16 protein-coding genes are annotated in these 16,925 nt (G+C 69.2%); 8 read left to right on the forward strand and 8 right to left on the reverse strand.

Going from position 1 to position 16,925, the window contains the following annotated elements; genetic code table 11:
* Nucleotides 1–168: 168 nt before the first annotated feature.
* A complete protein-coding gene (locus ACIRCZ_RS00005; RefSeq protein WP_402848241.1) occupies nucleotides 169–1,986 on the reverse strand; it encodes a DEAD/DEAH box helicase in 1,818 nt (605 codons plus the stop codon).
* Nucleotides 1,987–2,101: 115 nt separating this feature from the next.
* Here ACIRCZ_RS00005 and ACIRCZ_RS00010 point away from each other — a divergent pair, with 115 nt between their 5' ends.
* Nucleotides 2,102–3,346, forward strand: coding sequence for an MFS transporter (locus tag ACIRCZ_RS00010; protein ID WP_402848244.1), 1,245 nt, complete (start codon nucleotides 2,102–2,104; stop codon nucleotides 3,344–3,346).
* Nucleotides 3,347–3,356: 10 nt separating this feature from the next.
* Here the strand turns inward: ACIRCZ_RS00010 and ACIRCZ_RS00015 are convergent, their stop codons facing one another.
* The gene (locus tag ACIRCZ_RS00015; RefSeq protein WP_402848247.1) at nucleotides 3,357–5,936 is read right to left on the reverse strand and encodes an ATP-binding protein; all 2,580 of its coding nucleotides are present in this window, start codon (nucleotides 5,934–5,936) and stop codon (nucleotides 3,357–3,359) included.
* 134 nt (nucleotides 5,937–6,070) lie between these two features.
* Here ACIRCZ_RS00015 and ACIRCZ_RS00020 point away from each other — a divergent pair, with 134 nt between their 5' ends.
* Genes ACIRCZ_RS00020 through ACIRCZ_RS00030 form a run of 3 tightly spaced genes read left to right on the forward strand, consistent with a single transcriptional unit; the run spans nucleotide 6,071 to nucleotide 8,464 of the window.
* A complete protein-coding gene (locus ACIRCZ_RS00020) occupies nucleotides 6,071–6,871 on the forward strand; it encodes a class I SAM-dependent methyltransferase (RefSeq protein ID WP_402848250.1) in 801 nt (266 codons plus the stop codon).
* A gap of 59 nt (nucleotides 6,872–6,930) precedes the next feature.
* The gene (locus ACIRCZ_RS00025) at nucleotides 6,931–7,806 is read left to right on the forward strand and encodes a class II glutamine amidotransferase (RefSeq protein WP_402848252.1); all 876 of its coding nucleotides are present in this window, start codon (nucleotides 6,931–6,933) and stop codon (nucleotides 7,804–7,806) included.
* 10 nt (nucleotides 7,807–7,816) lie between these two features.
* Nucleotides 7,817–8,464 carry a DUF402 domain-containing protein gene (locus ACIRCZ_RS00030; protein WP_402848255.1) on the forward strand — a complete coding sequence of 216 codons (648 nt, stop codon included), beginning with the start codon at nucleotides 7,817–7,819 and terminating at the stop codon, nucleotides 8,462–8,464.
* A 33-nt stretch (nucleotides 8,465–8,497) separates the two neighbouring features.
* Here ACIRCZ_RS00030 and rimK read toward each other — a convergent pair whose 3' ends face one another.
* On the reverse strand, nucleotides 8,498–9,688 hold the full coding sequence (gene rimK / locus ACIRCZ_RS00035) for a 30S ribosomal protein S6--L-glutamate ligase (protein WP_055891709.1): 1,191 nt from the start codon (nucleotides 9,686–9,688) through the stop codon (nucleotides 8,498–8,500).
* A gap of 18 nt (nucleotides 9,689–9,706) precedes the next feature.
* Here rimK and ACIRCZ_RS00040 point away from each other — a divergent pair, with 18 nt between their 5' ends.
* Nucleotides 9,707–10,219, forward strand: a complete 513-nt coding sequence (locus ACIRCZ_RS00040) for a RimK/LysX family protein (protein ID WP_055891712.1) — start codon at nucleotides 9,707–9,709, stop codon at nucleotides 10,217–10,219.
* A 28-nt stretch (nucleotides 10,220–10,247) separates the two neighbouring features.
* Here the strand turns inward: ACIRCZ_RS00040 and ACIRCZ_RS00045 are convergent, their stop codons facing one another.
* Nucleotides 10,248–10,889, reverse strand: a complete 642-nt coding sequence (locus tag ACIRCZ_RS00045) for a TetR/AcrR family transcriptional regulator (RefSeq protein WP_402848261.1) — start codon at nucleotides 10,887–10,889, stop codon at nucleotides 10,248–10,250.
* Between the two features lie 94 nt (nucleotides 10,890–10,983).
* Between ACIRCZ_RS00045 and ACIRCZ_RS00050 the strand changes: the two genes are divergently transcribed.
* From ACIRCZ_RS00050 to ACIRCZ_RS00060, 3 genes are all read left to right on the forward strand, one after another.
* A complete protein-coding gene (locus tag ACIRCZ_RS00050; protein WP_402848264.1) occupies nucleotides 10,984–12,723 on the forward strand; it encodes an MDR family MFS transporter in 1,740 nt (579 codons plus the stop codon).
* Between the two features lie 22 nt (nucleotides 12,724–12,745).
* Complete coding sequence (locus ACIRCZ_RS00055; RefSeq protein ID WP_402848267.1) at nucleotides 12,746–13,243, forward strand: MarR family winged helix-turn-helix transcriptional regulator; 498 nt, start codon at nucleotides 12,746–12,748, stop codon at nucleotides 13,241–13,243.
* 114 nt (nucleotides 13,244–13,357) lie between these two features.
* Entirely contained in the window at nucleotides 13,358–13,735 is a 378-nt protein-coding gene (locus ACIRCZ_RS00060; RefSeq protein ID WP_402848270.1) for a VOC family protein, read from the forward strand.
* 19 nt (nucleotides 13,736–13,754) lie between these two features.
* On the opposite strand, the gene ACIRCZ_RS00065 is transcribed toward ACIRCZ_RS00060, so the two are convergent.
* From ACIRCZ_RS00065 to ACIRCZ_RS00080, 4 genes are read right to left on the reverse strand one after another with little or no spacing between them, the layout of a single operon-like run.
* The gene (locus ACIRCZ_RS00065; RefSeq protein ID WP_402848273.1) at nucleotides 13,755–14,945 is read right to left on the reverse strand and encodes an OmpA family protein; all 1,191 of its coding nucleotides are present in this window, start codon (nucleotides 14,943–14,945) and stop codon (nucleotides 13,755–13,757) included.
* A gap of 55 nt (nucleotides 14,946–15,000) precedes the next feature.
* The gene (locus tag ACIRCZ_RS00070) at nucleotides 15,001–15,867 is read right to left on the reverse strand and encodes a hypothetical protein (protein WP_402848276.1); all 867 of its coding nucleotides are present in this window, start codon (nucleotides 15,865–15,867) and stop codon (nucleotides 15,001–15,003) included.
* 18 nt (nucleotides 15,868–15,885) lie between these two features.
* Complete coding sequence (locus tag ACIRCZ_RS00075; protein WP_055891722.1) at nucleotides 15,886–16,242, reverse strand: hypothetical protein; 357 nt, start codon at nucleotides 16,240–16,242, stop codon at nucleotides 15,886–15,888.
* Nucleotides 16,229–16,897, reverse strand: a complete 669-nt coding sequence (locus ACIRCZ_RS00080) for a hypothetical protein (RefSeq protein WP_055891727.1) — start codon at nucleotides 16,895–16,897, stop codon at nucleotides 16,229–16,231. The genes ACIRCZ_RS00075 and ACIRCZ_RS00080 overlap by 14 nt, the downstream gene beginning before the upstream one ends.
* Between the last annotated feature and the right edge of the window lie 28 nt (nucleotides 16,898–16,925).

The raw sequence follows: 16,925 nt of genomic DNA on the forward strand, positions 1-16,925 counted from the left end.
GGGGGACCCTGTGGGAGAGTAGGACACCGCCGGACTTCTTTTCACGAAATGGCCACCCACCGGGTGGCCATTTCGCATTTAACAACCAACACCACGGTCTGTATGCCGTTGCGGACATGTAGAAAGGGCCACCCGGAATCGGGTGGCCCTTTCTGCGTTCTGTGACTGCTACTTGTGGCGCGGCTTGCGGGCGGGACGGTCGTCGCGGTCGGCGCGAGGAGCGCGATCGTCGCGGTGCACGGTGCCTCCGCGGCGGTCGGGGCGCAGCTCGATGAGCTTGCCGCCGATGCGGGTGCTCTCCAGGCGCTGCAGGACGTCACCGGGCAGATCGGCCGGCAGCTCCACCAGGGAGAACGCCGGGAGGATCTGGATGGCGCCGAAGTCCTCGCGGCTCAGGCCGCCCTCGTTCGCCAGCGCGCCGACGATCTGACGCGGCTCCACCTTCTGACGGCGGCCGACTTCCAGCCGGTACGACGCCATCGGCTTGCCGCTCGGGCGGCTGCGGCGCTCCGGACGCTCCGGGCGCCCACCGCGGTCTCCGCGGGCGTCGCGGGAGTCCCGCCCGTCGCGGGTGCCACGCTCGCGGGAGTCGCGGCCGTCGCGCTCCACGCGACGGGCCAGCTCGTCCTCGGGGGAGAGCAGCAGGGGCTCCTCGCCCTGGGCCACCACGGCGAGAGCGGCGGCCACGTCGGCCTCCGGCACGTCGTGGTGCTCCACGTAGTGGGCGATGATGTCGCGGAAGCGAGTGATCCTGTCTTCCTGGCCGAGCGCATCCGTGATGGCGTCGTCGAAGCGGGCGAGGCGAGTGACGTTGACGTCCTCGACCGTCGGCAGCTGCATCTGGGTGAGCGGCTGGCGGGTGGCCTTCTCGATCGCGCCGAGCAGGCGGCGCTCGCGCGGGGTGACGAAGCTGATCGCGGCGCCGCTGCGACCAGCGCGACCCGTGCGGCCGATGCGGTGCACGTACGACTCGGTGTCGATCGGGATGTCGAAGTTGACGACATGGCTGATGCGCTCGACGTCCAGGCCGCGGGCGGCGACGTCGGTGGCCACCAGGATGTCGAGCTTGCCCGACTTGAGCTGGTCGACCGTCCGCTCGCGCTGTGCCTGAGCCACGTCTCCGTTGATGGCCGCAGCGGAGTATCCGCGGGCGCGCAGCCGCTCGGCGAGGGTCTCCGTCTCGTTCTTGGTGCGGACGAAGACGATCATGCCCTCGAAGTTCTCGACCTCGAGGATGCGGGTGAGTGCATCCACCTTCTGCGGGTACGAGACCATCAGGTAGCGCTGCGTGGTGTTCGCGGAGGTGGTGGTCTTGTTCTTGACCGTCACTTCCTCAGGATCGTGCAGGTACTTCTTCGAGATGCGGCGGATCTGCGCGGGCATGGTGGCCGAGAACAGCGCGACCTGTTTGTCGTCCGGGGTGTCCGCGAGGATTGTCTCGACGTCCTCTGCGAAGCCCATCTTGAGCATTTCATCCGCCTCGTCGAGCACGAGGTACTTGAGCTCGGAGAGGTCGAGGGTGCCCTTGGCCAGGTGGTCCATGATGCGGCCGGGGGTGCCGACGACGACGTGGACGCCACGGCGGAGCGCGGAGAGCTGGACGCCGTAGCCCTGGCCGCCGTAGATCGGCAGCACGTGCACGCCACGCAGGTGCGCCGCGTACTTCTCGAACGCCTCGCAGACCTGCAGCGCGAGCTCGCGCGTCGGTGCGAGGACGAGGGCCTGGGGGGTCTTCTGCGATACGTCGAGCCGCGACAGGATCGGCAGGGCGAACGCTGCCGTCTTGCCCGTGCCCGTCTGTGCGAGGCCGACGACGTCGCGGCCTTCGAGGAGGAGCGGGATGGTCGCGGCCTGGATCGCGGACGGGGTCTCGTAGCCCACGTCCTTCAGTGCCTTCAGCACAGCCCCGTCGAGTCCCAGCTCGGAGAAAGTCGTCGTTTCGCGGGCAGTCTCTGCCTCGTCCTGCGCTGTATCCGGTGCTGTCATGCTTCAACGGTAGTCCCCAGCGGAGCAGACCGCTCGCGCGGGGCTGGCCTGGGGCCCCGCGGAGGTCGATGATGGCAGGTGTGAGCATCGTGGATACACGGAGCGGTCGCCAGCGATGAACCCGGCCTCGCGCAGGGTGCAGCGCATCTACCTGACCCTGCTGCTCGGGAACACCATTGCCGCATCGTTCATCTGGGGCATCAACACGCTGTTCCTGCTGGACGCAGGGCTGACCAATTTCGAGGCGTTCGCGGCGAACGCGTTCTTCACCGCGGGGATGGTGGTCTTCGAGATCCCGACCGGCGTCGTCGCCGACACCGTGGGGAGGAAGGCGTCCTACCTGCTCGGCACCGTGACGCTGTCGGTGACCACCGCGCTGTACTGGATGCTGTGGCTCTGGCACGCGCCGTTCGTCTGGTGGGCGCTGGTTTCCGTGCTGCTCGGTCTCGGGTTCACCTTCTTCTCCGGCGCCGTCGACGCCTGGTTGGTGGATGCGCTCGCCTCCACCGGGTACACAGGGAGCCTGGAGGCGGTGTTCGGCCGCGGTCTCGTGGTGGAGGGCATCGCGATGTTCGCCGGTTCCGTGCTCGGCGGCGTGATCGCGCAGGCGACGAACCTCGGTGTGCCGTTCCTGCTGAGGGCGGTGGTGCTGGTCGTCATGTTCGTCTTCGCGTTCGTGGTGATGAAGGACCTGGGGTTCACGCCGGACAAGACGATGGGCCCGCTGAAGGCGACGAGGAACGTGCTGGTCCAGTCGATCGACCACGGTCTGCGCAAGCGGTCGGTGCGGTACGTGATCCTGTCGGCGCCGTTCGCCTCCGGGGTCGGCATCTACGCGTTCTATGCGCTGCAGCCGTATCTGCTGCAGCTGTACGGCGACCCGTCCGCATACTCGGTTGCCGGCCTGGCCGCCGCGATCCTCTCGCTGGCGCAGGTGGCAGGCGGGGTGCTCGCCTCGCGCATCCGGGGGCTGTTCGCCAGGAGGACGACGACGGTGATCGGCGCGTCGCTGGCGAGCGTCGTGGTGCTGGTGGTGCTGGGGATCACGAGCCTGTTCTGGCTCGCCGTGGTGTTCCTGGTGGTGTGGGGGTTCGTGTTCGCGGTGGCTGGGCCGGTGCGCCAGGCGTACCTGAACGACATGATCCCGTCCAAGCAGCGCGCGACGGTGCTCTCCTTCGACTCGCTGTTCGGGAGTCTTGGCGGGGTGTTCATCCAGCCGGCGCTCGGCCGCGCCGCCGATGTCTGGGGGTACGGGACGTCGCTGGTGATCGGAGCGGCGGTGGAGCTGATCGGCGTGCCGATCCTGTACCTGAGCAGGCGGCAGCGCGATCCGGCGGACACGAACACGGTGCGCACCTGAGCGCGTCGGGTCAGGCGTCCGTTGCGAGGGCCTCGGCGACGGCCTGCTCGACGGTGAGCTCGCGGCCGGCCGCGATCGCCGCATCCAATCGCTCGCCGTCACCCGAGGCGGTGAGGCGGTCGAGATACGCCTGGTGGAACGTGAAGGTCGGGCCGTTGTGCAGGCCGCTGCGTTCCCGCAACGCTCTGGATGCACCGGCGAGCCGCCCCGCGCGAACGACGTCTCCGCCGATGGCCGCGATCGCGACCATGCCTTCGAGGCCGTACGCGAGACCTTCGACGTGGCCGAGCGTGGCCGAGACGGCGACGCTGCGGGCGAAGTCGGTGCGCGCGTCGTCCGTCTCGCCGAGCATGAGCTGCGCCCAGCCCAGGTGGTATGCGGCGATCCGCTCGCCGACGGCGTCGCCCTCGCGCTGGGTGATGGCGAGGCTCGTGGCGAACCTGTCGCGCGCCTCTGGGATGTCCTGCTTCCGGAGCGAGACGCGACCGAGGAGGACGAACGCCATCGACTCGCCCCAGGTGTTCCCACTGGACCGGAACAGCCGGAGGCTCTCCTGCATCACCTCTTCGGCGCGGTCGGGGTCCGGCTTCGCTCCGGTCAGCAGCGCGAGAGCAAGCGAGATGCGCGCGAGACCTTCCCCATCCGGGTCGCCGACGCTGCGGAAGAGGTCGGCGCTCTCCGTGAGCTCGGCGGCGACGCTGCCGTCCGGGTCCTTCCAGAACATGATCGTGCGGGTGAAGTAGAGGGCGATGGCCCTGGTGCGATCGGAGAGCGTGCTCCCTGAGTCGAGGGCCTCGTCCATCCAGGTGCGCACCTCGCCGAGCAGGCCGGACACCCACCAGTAGAGGTAGAGGCTGAACGCGAGGTGGGCTGCGCGATCCCAGTCGCGGGAGCCGAGCAGGAATCGCTCGGCGGCGCGGAGGTTGTCCCGCTCGTCGCCGAGCCGCGTCAGCCACTCGCGTTGCCGCCCGGCTTTGAGGTCGTCCTTCGCACTGTCTCCGAGACCGAGGAAGTACCCGGCGTGTGCGTCGCGGGCGGCATGCAGGGCGCCGGCGTCCCACAGCTGTTCGCGGGCGTACTCGCGCACGATGGCCTGCATGGCGAACCTGGCACGCCCATCCCGATCGTGCTGGCTGACCATGCTGCTGTCGACGAGGGCGGCGAGGTCGCCGAGGACATCCGACGACGGCGCGCGCCCATCGCCGTGGCCGTCGAGCTCTGCGGCTCCGACCGCCTCCGCCGCGTCGAGGGTGAAGCCGCCCTCGAAGACGCCGAGGCGCGCGAGCAGCGTGCGCTGGCTCTCCTCCAGGAGCTGGGTGCTCCACTCGATCGTGCGGCGCAGCGTCTGCTGCCGTTCCGGGAGGTCGCGGGAGCCGCCGATCAGCACCGCGAGGCTCCTGTCCAGCCGGTCGAGCAGGTCGTCGGGGGAGAGCACCCTGATCCGCGCGGCGGCGAGCTCGATGGCGAGCGGCATCCCGTCGACCGCCGCGCACACCCCGGTGACGGCGGCGCGGTTGTCATCGGTGACCTCGAAGTCGGGTTTGACGGCGTGGGCGCGTTCGACGAACAGGTGCAGGGAGGAGTCCTCGGGGAGCGGGCCGACCTCGAAGCTCTGCTCTGCGCTCAGCCGGAGCAGGGCGCGGCTGGTGACCATCATCGACACCCCCGGCGCGGCGGCGAGAAGCGCCGTCAGGGTAGGAGCGGCGGTGAGCACCTGCTCGAAGTTGTCGAGGACCATGAGCAGGTGCCTGTCGTGGAGGGCGGTCTCCAGGTTCTCCATGATCGGGGCGTCACCGGTGTCACGCACCCCGAGCGCCTGCGCGATGGCGGCGGGGACGCGCTCGGGGTCGTGGACGGCGGACAGATCCACGAACACGGCGCCGTCGACGAACGCCGGGGTGACCGCGCGGGCGGCAGCGAGCGCGAGGCGGCTCTTGCCGATGCCGCCAGGACCGGTGAGGGTGACGAGGCGGGCGCCGGCGCTGTAGAGATTGCGGATGGCGGTCAGATCGGCCTCGCGCCCGATGAGGCCGGTGAGCGGTTTCGGCAGACGGACCGGCTCCGCCACCCTGTCTGCGTCGGCAGGCACGTCGACGACGGTGAGCGATCTGCTCTGCTCGAAACGCTCGGCGAGGAGGGTGGCGAGGTCGGCCTCGACCAGGCGGGAGAGCTCTTTGGCCGACTCGAAGTATTTGTACGCCGCCCTGTCGTCGTCCCTGATGCGGTTGAGCAGGTCGGTCAGCTTCGGCTCGCGGTTCTGCGCCGGCGTCTTGACGTAGAGCAGGCGCGGAAGGTCGTCCGGGCAGAGGTTGTACTCGTCTTCGAGGCCGGAGACCTCCTCCTCAGGGGCGACCCATCCGTAGCGCTCCCAGTAGAGCCCGAGGAAGACATCGCTCTGCTCCAGATAGGCGCGGTACAGGTCGCGCGGCGGATGCGGGCGGGCGCCGAGCTCGAACATCACGGGCGCGAGGTGCAGGCGCTCGATGGCGCTGCGCGCCGCTCGGCGTTCGTCCGCGAGCTCTTGCAGGGTGGAACTGACGAAGATCCGCAGCCGTTGATCCGGCGTGCGGATAACATGAGCGCTCCTCATAACGGCATTCTGTTGCGGCCGGCAACAATAGTCCAGTGTTTACGGGCAATCCGGGATGCGCGGGGTGGCCGTGGCGGGCAGGGGAGGCGCACACTGAACGGGACGACAGGACGACGGGAGACGAGGGCCGGGCGATGAGCGAACCGGGAGGAGACCGGTGGGAGCGCGGCGACGCATACGAGCGGTTCGTCGGTCGGTGGAGCGCGCTCCTAGCGGTGCCGTTCCTGGACGGACTGGGGGTCGCAGACGGGCTGGACTGGCTCGACGTCGGCTGCGGCACGGGGGCACTGACGGAGGCGGTCCTGGAGCGGTGCGCGCCCGCATCCGTCGTCGGGGTGGAGCCATCGGCCGGGTTCCTGGGCGTGGCGGCGGAACGGCTGGGCGGGAGAGCCGAGCTGCTGCGGGGGAGCGCTGACGCGCTGCCGGTGCCGAGCGCATCCCGCGACGCGGTGGTGTTCGGGCTGGTGCTCAACTTCGTGCCGGATGTGCAGGCGGCGCTCGCCGAGGCCGTCCGCGTCGCGCGGCCGGGCGGGACGATCGCGGCGATCGTCTGGGACTACGGCGCTCGGATGGAGTTCCTGCGCATCTTCTGGGATGCGGCGGTCGAGCTCGACCAGGAGGCGGCGGCGCTCGACGAGGCCGTACGCTTCCCGCTCAGCGATCCGCGCGCCCTCCGCCGCGCGTTCGAGACGGCCGGGCTCACCGGGATCGTCGTGCGGGCGATCGAGGTGCCGACCGTGTTCGCCGATTTTGACGACTACTGGCGGCCCTTCCTCGGCGGGCAGGGCCCCGCGCCCTCGTACGTCGCAGGGCTGGACCGTGCGGCGCTGGACCGGCTGCGCGACCACCTGATCGGCCATCTTCCGGTGGCGGACGACGGCACGATCCCGCTCACGGCGGGCGCCTGGGCGATCAGCGCATCCCGAGCCTGGTAGTCGGCGCATCCTGGTGGGATGATGAGCCATACCGATTGCACAGACTTGGAGGTCGTGCGATGTGTAGATGGCTTGCATACTCTGGGGCTCCGATCAATCCATCGACCCTGGTGCTCGACGCGCAGAACTCGATCGTCGCGCAGTCGCTGAACTCGTCGCTCGGGGCGGAGCCGGTCAACGGCGACGGCTTCGGGCTGGGCTGGTATCCGAGCGGAGGCACACGCGAGCAGACGCCTGCGCTGTTCCACAGCACGGAGCCCGCGTGGAACGACGCCAACCTGCGCGAACTGTCCACCGCGATCGAGAGCCCGATGTTCTTCGCGCACGTCCGCGCGGCGACGCACCCACCGATCCAGCAGACCAACTGCCACCCGTTCCGCTTCGAGCACTGGATGTTCATGCACAACGGCGCGATCATCGACTTCCCGAAGATCAAACGAGAGCTGACCTTCGCGGTCGACCCGGAGCTGTATCCGCACATCGAAGGGACGACGGACACCGAGGTGCTGTTCTACCTCGCCCTCACCTACGGGCTCCGCGACGACCCGATCGCGGCAGTGGGCGCCGCCATCCGGAAGGTCGAGGAGGTCGGGCACGCCGCCGGCATCCGGTTCCCGATGCAGGGCACGATCGCTGTCGCGGACGGGTCGACGATCTGGGCGTTCCGGTACTCGACGCAGCACCAGACGCGGTCCCTGTTCCACGCGGTGGACATTCCGACGCTGCTGCAGATGTACCCGGACATCGAACGGTTCCGCATCTTCGATCGCAGCGCCCATCTCGTGGTGTCCGAACCGCTGAACGACCTGCCTGGCGTCTTCCTCGAAGTGCCGGAGTCGACCGTCGTGGTGCTCGACGGCACTGGATACCACCACGAGGCGTTCCTCGACGACGCGTGGGTGCCTGCCAGCGGAGTGCCGACGTCACACGGCTAGACTCCTCTGCATGCCGCAGACCACCGCGACCGCGCTCCTCCGCTGGATCTCCGACGACCGCATCAGCAGCGTGTATCAGCACTATGTGATCGAGGACTCCGAACGCTGCATCGCCCTCTGGCAGCCGGCAGGCACGGTCGGACGGGTCGCCGTCGGGGAGCGGGGAGGACCGCGTGGCCGCAACATGATGCCAGGCGGATGGAGCGGGAGCTACACCGAACACGAGTGGACAGGCGACGGCGTGCTGCGCATCCACGTGCCCGGACAGCCGTGGTCGACGTGGCGCTGGCTCACCGCAGACGGGTGGACGGAGCACGCGTACGTGAACCTCGAGACGCCGTGGACGCGGACCGGCCTCGGGTTCGACACCGCCGACTGGATCCTCGACGTGATCGCCGAGCCGGACGGCAGCCACAGCCTGAAAGACGAGGACGAACTCGCCTGGGCGGCTGAGACGGGCAAGTTCGACGCCGCGAAGCTGGCCGCGGTCGAGGACGCGCGACGCCGCGCGGTCGCTGCCGTCGAGGCGCACGCCTTCCCGCTCGCAGCCGACTGGGACGCCTGGGGCGCGCTTCCCGCCGAACCGCTGCAGCTCGCGGCGGGCTGGGAGATCGTCGCCCCGGAGCCCAGCCGTTCTCCCTCTCCGACGCTGGACTGAGCCGAAGACGCCTGGGCTCGATCGCTTCGGAGCTCAGGATTCGGGCAGAGGTTCCTTGGGGAGCTTGCGCACCTTGTGGCGACGGCGGCGCCGCTCGGGGATCATCGAGCGCATCTCCTCGAGCCTGCCGAAGCAGAGGAGGCGGTCTCCCGCTTCCAGCTCGACGTCGCCGCGCGGGTTCGGGATGACGGTCGCGCCGCGGTGCAGGGTGAGCACGGTGATGTCGCGGTCGCCGAGACCGGAGTCGCGCATCCGCTTGCCGACGAGGTCTGCATTGCCGTGCACGACCAGCTCGGCGACGCCGTAGCCGGTGGAGACGCTGAGGCGCTGACGCACGTCGATCTCGGGGAACGCCACCTGGTTGTCGATGAAGTCGATGATCGCGCCGGCCACGTCCAGCCCGGTCGCCGTCTCGATGCCTTCGAGCCCCGGCGAGGAGTTGACCTCCATGACCAGCGGGCCGTCGTTGCCCTCGAGCATGTCGACCCCGGCGACGCGCAGCCCCATGATCTGGGCGGAGCGCACGGCGGCCTGCTCGTACTCCGGCGTCAGCTCGACAGGCTCGACGGAGCCGCCGCGGTGCACGTTGGAGCGGAACTCGTCGCCGTTCGCCCTGCGGCGCATGGCGGCGACGACCCTGTCGCCGACGACCAGTGCCCTGATGTCGCGGCCGCGGCTCTCCGAGATGAAGCTCTGGATGAGGACGTTCTGCTTGGTGGAGTGCAGCGTCTCGATGATCGCCTCGGCGATCTTCACCTCTGGCGCGAGGATGACGCCGATACCCTGGGTGCCTTCCAGCAGCTTGATGACGACGGGAGCGCCGCCGACCTTCTCGATGGCGAGGCGCACGTCGGCGCGGCTGTGCACGAACGCGGTCGCTGGCATCCCGATGTTGTGCCGGGAGAGGATCTGCGTGGCCCGCAGCTTGTCGCGGGAGTTCGTGATGCCGTTCGCCGTGTTGGGCGTGTACACATCCATCTGCTCGAACTGGCGAACGACGGCCGTGCCGAAGTAGGTGATCGAGTTGCCGATGCGGGGCAGGATCGCGTCGTAGTCGGAGAGCAGCTTGCCTCGGTACTGCAGGTCGGGCTCCTCGCCGGAGAGGTCGATGGCGAACCGCAGCGTGTCCAACACCTTGACCCTGTGCCCGCGTTGCAGTGCGGCCGCTCGGAGCCGCTGAGTGGAGTACGCCTGCGGGGCGCGCGAAAGGATCGCGAGTTTCATCGGGGGTGTCCTGCCAAGATGGTGGGTGTGAAAGACGACCTCCATTCAAGCACCATCGTGGGCTGGCGCGAATGGGTGAGCCTGCCCGATGTCGGCGTGCCCTGGATCAAGGCCAAGCTCGACACCGGCGCCCGCAGCTCGGCGCTGCACGCGTTCGACATCGAGGAGCTGCCGGGGGAGGGCACCCCCGATGGAGAAGGCACCGGCGGCGATCGCGTGCGCTTCCGGGTGCGTCCCTGGCAGCGGTCGGAGGACGATGTCGTGACCGTCGAGTGTCCCGTGCACGACAGGCGGACGGTGCGCAGTTCGTCCGGTCACGCGGAGGAGCGCATCGTCGTGCTCATCGACGTGCACCTGTTCGGACGAACGATCACGGCCGAGACCACGCTCAGCAACCGTGACCAGATGGGCTTCCGGATGCTGATCGGGCGCGAGGCGCTGCGCCAGGGCTTCGTGGTCGATCCGGGCCAGTCGTTCCTCGCCGGGCGCGCTCCGCGCCAGGTGCGGCGGAGGAACCGCGGGCGCGAGTAGCCGGTAAGCGGCGGTAGACGCCCGTCGCTCAGGCGACCAGCGGGGCGAGCGTCTTCGCGATGGCGGTCGCTCGCGTCGCCACCGTCTCCGAGGTGCCCGTCGCTCCGGTCTCGGCCCACTCGCGGAGGGCGATCCGGATGCTGCCGATGCAGGCGACGACGACGAGCTCGGCCTGAGCTTCGGCAGGGACGGGGCTGTCCGCATCCACCAGCTGTTCGCGGAGCATCAGCTCGGCGATGCAGCCGACGAGGCCGGTGCGCAACTCGTCGAGGCGACGCATCCTGCTCTGGATGAGGCCGGGGTTGCGGGAGGCGATGATCATGCGCGCCTCCTGCAGGTCGGGGTCGGCCGCTGAAGGCAGGCCGCGGACCAGGGTCTCGACGACGCAGGCCACGATGCTGCCAGCATAGGTGCGCGCGAGGTGCTCGCCGACGAGCTGTGCGTCACCCCAGGCGTGACGGAAGCCGAGGAGGGCGTCCTCTTTGCAGTCGAAGTAGTTGAAGAACGTCCGGTGCGAGACGGGGACGGCGGCGCAGATCTCGTCGATGGTGACGTCGTCGATGGGGCGCTCGAGCACGAGGGCGACGGCGGCGCGCTCGAGGCTGGCGCGGGTCTGTGCCTTCTTGCGCTCGCGGAGGCCGGGCTCCGGCGCGGGAGGAAAAGTCTTCATAGTTGGAAATATTGCAGCAATGCAGAAAGTTAGTTGATTTCGGTCATCTAATTATATATGGTTGCTCATCGTCAACCAATTGCGAAGGAAAAACATGTCACGATCTCTCACTCGAGAGGAAGAGGCGCCCGCGGGAGCCATGTCGCACCGGCAGGTGCTCGAAGCGCTGTCCGGCCTGCTGCTCGGGATGTTCGTCTCGATCCTCGCCGGCACCGTCGTCTCGTCGTCGCTGCCGCGCATCATCTCCGAGCTGGGCGGCGACCAGTCCGCCTTCACCTGGGTGGTCACCAGCACACTGCTCGCGACGACCGTCTCCACGCCGATCTGGGGCAAGCTCGCCGACCTGCTCAACCGCAAGCTGCTCATCCAGCTCGCCCTCGGGCTGTTCGTGCTCGGCTCCGCGCTCGCCGGGTTCTCGCAGAACCCGGAGATGCTCATCACGTTCCGCGTCGTCCAGGGCCTCGGCGCCGGCGGTCTGACCGCTCTCAGCCAGATCATCATGGCCGACATCATCAGCCCCCGCGACCGCGGGCGCTACATGGGCCTCTTCGGCGGCATCATGGCCGTCGGCACCATCGGAGGGCCGCTGATCGGCGGTCTCCTCACCGACTCCATCGGCTGGCGCTGGAACTTCTTCGTCGGCGTGCCCGTCGCGATCCTCGCGATCATCCTGCTGCAGCTCACCCTGCGGCTGCCGAAGCGCCCGAAGGGCAAGGTGCGCATCGACTACCTCGGCGCCGTGCTCATCGCCGGCGGCGTCTCGCTGCTGCTCATCTGGGTGAGCATGGCGGGTAGCCAGTTCGAGTGGTGGAGCTGGACGACCGCGTGGATGGTCGGAGGGTCCGTCGTGATGCTGGTCGCCGCCGTCATCACCGAGCTCCTGGTGAAGGAGCCGATCATCCCGCTCACGCTGTTCAAGAACCGCACGTTCACGCTCGCGGTGATCGCATCCATCTCGGTGGGCGTCGCGATGTTCGGAACCTCGGTCTTCCTCAGCCAGTACATGCAGCTCGCCCGCGGCGCGACGCCGACCGAGTCCGGTCTGCTGACCCTGCCGATGATCGGCGGTCTCCTGATCTCCTCGATGGTGGTCGGAAACCTGATCAGCCGCTTCGGCAGGTGGAAGCCGTACATGGTCGTCGGTTCGATCATGCTCACGGTCGGTCTCTACCTGATGAGCACGATCGAGTACGACACGAACTACGTCATCGTCTCCGTCTACATGTTCATCCTCGGCGCCGGCGTCGGCATGGTGATGCAGAACCTGGTGCTGATCGTGCAGAACACGGTCGACCCGTCGCAGCTCGGCGTCGCCAGCTCGTCCGTGGCGTTCTTCCGCAGCCTCGGCGGCACGGTCGGCGTCTCGGTGATGGGAAGCGTCCTCGGCACCAAGGTCGTCTCGATGCTCGCCGACCGTCAGCACGACCTGCAGGTCGCGATCGGCAAGCTCGGAGCTGCGGGCGCCGACGTTGCGAAGTCGCTGCAGAGCGGGACCCTGCCGGAGGTGAACAAGCTGCCTGAGGGCGTGCGCGTCATCATCGAGTCTGTCTACGGCCAGGCGGTCGCCGACATCTTCCTCATCGCGGTGCCGCTGGCGATCGTCACGATCGTCGCGATCCTGTTCCTGCCGAACTTGAAGCTCGGCACGCAGACCGCCATCGAGAAGATGCGAGAGCGTACAGGTCACAGCGGTGCGGAAGAGGCGGAGGAGAGCCTGGTCGAGGTCGCGGAGGCCATGATCGCCGCGCCGGTGACGGGATCGCTCGGCGCCGTACATCCCGGGCAGGACGAACGACAGGATGCGTCGGCCGTCTCTTCCAAGGAACGGCCTTAGCCGGTCGGTTATGATCGCGGCCATGAGCAACGTGGAACGGGTGGTGGCGCCGGACGGCGTCGCCACCCGCGCGAACGACGAGGCGATCGCCTCCGTCGAGGAGCAGTTCACTCTCCTCTTCAACAGGGTGAGCGTCGGGATGCGCGAGCGCGCCGCCGGCGTGCACCCGGATCTGCAGCCGGTCGGCTTCAAGATCCTCTACTCGCTGGTGCGCAGCGGACCCACCCACTCCGGCTCGCTGGCCGAGAAGCTGTCGACGGACAAGAGCGTTGTCAGCCGCCAGGTGCGCATCCTGGAGGACCTCGGCTTCGTCGAGCGGCGCGTGGACCCCGCCGACCGCAGGGCCAGCTACCTGGTCGCGACGGTCGCGGCCATCGAGAAGGTCAACGAGGTACGGGCGAGCGACCAGCAGCTCCTCTACAGCAACCTGCGCACCTGGGACCGCGGCGACGTCGAGCAGCTCGCCGCGCTTCTCTCGCGGGTGAACACCCCCGGCCGGGCGCGCGGCCGCACCCGCTGACCCGTAGCTCGATCGCCCGTCGCTCGATCGCCCGTCGCTCGATCGCCCGTCGCTCGATCGCCCGTAGCTCGATCGCCCGTAGCTCGATCACTCAGGGCGGTCGTAGCATGGGGGATGGCCAACCCGGTTGTGCACTTCGAGATCATCGGCCCGGACCCTGATGCGCTCCGGGCGTACTACGCGGCGCTGTTCGACTGGGATGCGCCGCCAGGCGCTCCTGTCGCCGCCGAGGTCTCCGACCAGGACGCGTACTCGTTCATCGACGCGCCTGGCGGAGCAGGCATCCCCGGTGGGATCGGCGGCGGCCCAGGCCGGCCGCCTCGCGTGAGCTTCTACATCGGCGTGCAAAACGTAGAGGCAGCGCTGCGCGACGCGGAGCGGCTCGGCGGCAGGCGCGTCCTGGGGCCGGTGCGGAACGAAGGAACCGGCGTGGTGGTCGGTCAGTTCACCGACCCGGCCGGCAACCTGGTCGGCGTCGCGGGACCGCAGTAGCGGACACTCCGTCTGGCGGTCAGCTGCAGAGGGAGACGCCCGCCGAGGTGAGGATGACAGAACGGTTCTGCTCGGCGAGCGCGTCCGAGTACTTCCCCGACGCGTCGGTCTCGCTCTTCCAGCCGCACCAGTCGTAGCCGACCCCGGCCGTGGTGAGCAGACCCGACGGGACGCCGAGCTTCACGAGCGCGGCCTTGACGGCGTCCGCGCGCTTCAGCGAGAGGGCGGTGTCCGCGGTGTTGCTCGTCGCCTGGTCTTTGGAGGCCGTGCCGGTGATCGTGACCTGCTGGCCGTTCTGCTCGATCGACGGCACGAGTTCGCCGAGGACGCTCTGCGCCTTCGCAGGGTCGGAGAAGGTGGCCGTGTCCTTCGTGAACAGCAGATCGCTGTTGCGGATGACGATGGGATGCGTCCAGTCGGTCTTGGTCTGCACCGCATCCACGGGGACGGCGGAGACCGACGGAAGGCCGGACGCCGCTGCACCGGATGCCGGCTCAGGCAGCAGGGACAGCGTGCCGCCCGCCGCCTTGACGATGGCGGTCCAGATGGCGGCCAGGTTGCTGCGCGCCGGGATGGTCAGCGGCTTCTGCGCGCCGGCAACGTCGCCCATCCCCGACCAGTAGACGGTCACGCCCTTGAGGTCGGTGGGGAGCAGCCCCCTGGACTGCAGGTCGCTGACGACCTGCGCAGGGTCGGCGTAGAGCACGCCGCTGGCGGAGAAGTTCAGCGGGTCCGTGGTCTGCAGGCCGCTGCCGACCACGAGCACGCCCATCGGGTTCGAGCCGAGGTTGCGGGCAGCCTGGTCGATCGAGCCGAGGAAGTCGACCTCGGGGGCGGAGGCTTTGAGGCCGTTGATGTACGCGGTGATCTGGGTGAGCTTGGTGCGCTGATCGTTCTGACAGACCACCGCGTCCTGAGCCGTCGAGCCGATCACGGTCGTGCCCATCACCTGCGGGGAGCCGGAGGGGACGACCACCGTGACGCTGCCGTTGCTCTTGCCGACGGCCTCGAGCTGGGCGACGGCGGAGGACGGAAGGCTGGTGACCGGCGCGTTGGCGGTGCTGCCTGCGACGACGCCCATGTTGCGCTTCTGCGACTGGTCGCAGGATGCGCCGGCAGCGGTCGCCGACGCGCACGCGGTGAGGCCGGCGCCCAGGGAGAGAGCGGCCGCGATGGCGACGCAGGCTCTGACGAGGTGTCGGGAGGTCACGGGGTGGTCCTTTCGGGGTGGGGCACAGCGGCGGGAGGGGGCGCGAGCGCAGCCGTCAGTCGGTGAGCCGGCCCGGCTGCGCGCCCTGGCCGAGCTCGGCGTCGCTCGCCCGCCTGGCGCGGAGCTCGCGGATGATCTGGCTGGTGCTCTCAGGGTCGCGCTCCTGCTGGGCGAGGCGGGTGGCGAGCTGCGCGCGGACGACGTCCAGACGGGAGGCGAAGGTGATCCTGGCGCCGGTGTATCTGGCATGATCCGCCGCATCCAGGTGCATGGCCTGGATGGTCTCCTCGCGGGCGGCGACCGCCTCGCCGAGCAGCCGGTCGCGGTAGCGGCGGAGTTCGTCGACGTGCGCGTGCGCCTTCTCGCTGGCGAGCAGGAGCGGGCGGGTGGTGAGCCAGGCGACGATGAAGCTGATCGCACCGGACGTGGCGAGCACGCCGAGCATCAGGAACGCCATGATCGTGTCCGGGGCCGTCCAGGAGAATCCGGTGGTGGCCGGCGCCGTCGAGCCGCCGACGAGGCCGGTCAGGCCGCCGGCGTTCTGCGCGTCGATGCCCGCCTTGATCCTGGCGATGGTGATCGCGGTGAGCAGCGCGACCCAGACCAGGCTCATCAGCACGGCGGCGATCGACCAGCGGCGGTCCATCACCCTGGCCTGGATGCGCCGCATCACGATCGCGACGACGTGCGGCAGTGTGACCACCGCGAGCGAGATGCCCAGTGTGATCACGTACATCTGCAGCCCGATGGAGCCGTACTGGCTGTCGTTGCGCAACAGCAGCGTCAGCGCCTGGGAGAGCAGGACGTAGTCCACGGTGATCATGCCGAGGAGCAGCAGATAGACGAGCACGTGCGCGAAGCGCGACATGTGCCCGACGCGGGAGCGGATGCGCGGTGGTCTCGCGACGATGTCTCTGGCCATGGTGTCTCTCCTTCCGTCTCAGGCGAAGTTGTGCAGGTCGGGGTCGTGGCCGAGCAGGCGCGCGTCCAGCCGCTCAGCGGCGACTTCGGCGCGTTCGAGCTGACGCTCTGTGCGCTCGATCGAGCCGCGGATCAGCTCCTCGCGCTTCTGCGAGGCGATGACGCGGGCGGCGGCCGCCGCCATGTTGCGGGTGCGCTGGCGCTCGATCTCGGCGACGCCGCCGCGCTCGAACGCCGCGAGCTCGTGCTCGAAGACCTCGAGGGTCTCGACGTCGACGGCGGCGCGCATCCTGCGCAGCCGCCAGAACAGGCGACGACGGAGTCGTGCGGTCTTCGGAACCGTGTAGTCGGCGGGCAGCCGGTCACGCTTGGGCATCGTTTCTCCCCTGCCAGAGTTCGAGCAACCTGGTGTTCTCTTTCGTGGTGAGCCAGTCGGAGCGCTGCAGCACGGGCGCCCTGTCGAGCGTGCGATCCGGGGCGGCGGCGCGATCGGCCGCGAGCTCGCGCCGGTATGCGCCCCAGTAGACGGCGAGCTTCTCGTCCGCGTGGTCGAAGTAGCGGTTGGCGCGCAGCTTCGCGGCGGTGAAACGGGAGTGGATGAGAGCAGACAGCTCGTCGACGCGGCGCTTGCCGCGCGTGATCCGGCGCTCCAGCCTGCGCAGCTCTTCGAAGCCGGGGCCGGATCCGTTCGCGATGAAGTCGCGGTCGTCGAAGGAGATGTCGCCTGTCAACCTGTCGTAGGCGGCGAGGTCGGTGTCGAGCGATCGCGACAGCACCCGGTACTCGGTCAGCTCGCGGTCGATGCGCACGAAGAAGCGCTGCTCCTCGCGCCTGGCGTACGCGGCGGCGTGGGCCTGCATGGCCTGTACGTGCGGCGTGGTGGGCTCGCCATGGTCCCCATCCCGTGCCGCACCCTGAGCGGTCGCTGCCGCATCCAGCCTGGCCTGCTGGGCGAGGCGGCGGCGGGCGAACGGGCCGACGCGGAACGGCCGGCGATCGGCGCGCGGCGCAGGAAGCGTCCGTGTCGTCATGCGTTTCCCCTCCGTACGGTGAAGCCGA

This window comes from Leifsonia sp. NPDC102414, assembly GCF_044765685.1.
In the GTDB taxonomy this organism is placed as follows: Bacteria; Actinomycetota; Actinomycetes; order Actinomycetales; family Microbacteriaceae; genus Leifsonia.

Coding starts and splice junctions, on each gene's coding strand:
- ACIRCZ_RS00005 (WP_402848241.1), bottom strand. CDS start 1,986: ATGACAGCACCGGATACAGCGCAGGACGAGGCAGAGACTGCCCGCGAA.
- ACIRCZ_RS00010 (WP_402848244.1), top strand. CDS start 2,102: ATGAACCCGGCCTCGCGCAGGGTGCAGCGCATCTACCTGACCCTGCTG.
- ACIRCZ_RS00015 (WP_402848247.1), bottom strand. CDS start 5,936: ATGAGGAGCGCTCATGTTATCCGCACGCCGGATCAACGGCTGCGGATC.
- ACIRCZ_RS00020 (WP_402848250.1), top strand. CDS start 6,071: ATGAGCGAACCGGGAGGAGACCGGTGGGAGCGCGGCGACGCATACGAG.
- ACIRCZ_RS00025 (WP_402848252.1), top strand. CDS start 6,931: ATGTGTAGATGGCTTGCATACTCTGGGGCTCCGATCAATCCATCGACC.
- ACIRCZ_RS00030 (WP_402848255.1), top strand. CDS start 7,817: ATGCCGCAGACCACCGCGACCGCGCTCCTCCGCTGGATCTCCGACGAC.
- rimK (WP_055891709.1), bottom strand. CDS start 9,688: ATGAAACTCGCGATCCTTTCGCGCGCCCCGCAGGCGTACTCCACTCAG.
- ACIRCZ_RS00040 (WP_055891712.1), top strand. CDS start 9,707: ATGGTGGGTGTGAAAGACGACCTCCATTCAAGCACCATCGTGGGCTGG.
- ACIRCZ_RS00045 (WP_402848261.1), bottom strand. CDS start 10,889: ATGAAGACTTTTCCTCCCGCGCCGGAGCCCGGCCTCCGCGAGCGCAAG.
- ACIRCZ_RS00050 (WP_402848264.1), top strand. CDS start 10,984: ATGTCACGATCTCTCACTCGAGAGGAAGAGGCGCCCGCGGGAGCCATG.
- ACIRCZ_RS00055 (WP_402848267.1), top strand. CDS start 12,746: ATGAGCAACGTGGAACGGGTGGTGGCGCCGGACGGCGTCGCCACCCGC.
- ACIRCZ_RS00060 (WP_402848270.1), top strand. CDS start 13,358: ATGGCCAACCCGGTTGTGCACTTCGAGATCATCGGCCCGGACCCTGAT.
- ACIRCZ_RS00070 (WP_402848276.1), bottom strand. CDS start 15,867: ATGGCCAGAGACATCGTCGCGAGACCACCGCGCATCCGCTCCCGCGTC.
- ACIRCZ_RS00075 (WP_055891722.1), bottom strand. CDS start 16,242: ATGCCCAAGCGTGACCGGCTGCCCGCCGACTACACGGTTCCGAAGACC.
- ACIRCZ_RS00080 (WP_055891727.1), bottom strand. CDS start 16,897: ATGACGACACGGACGCTTCCTGCGCCGCGCGCCGATCGCCGGCCGTTC.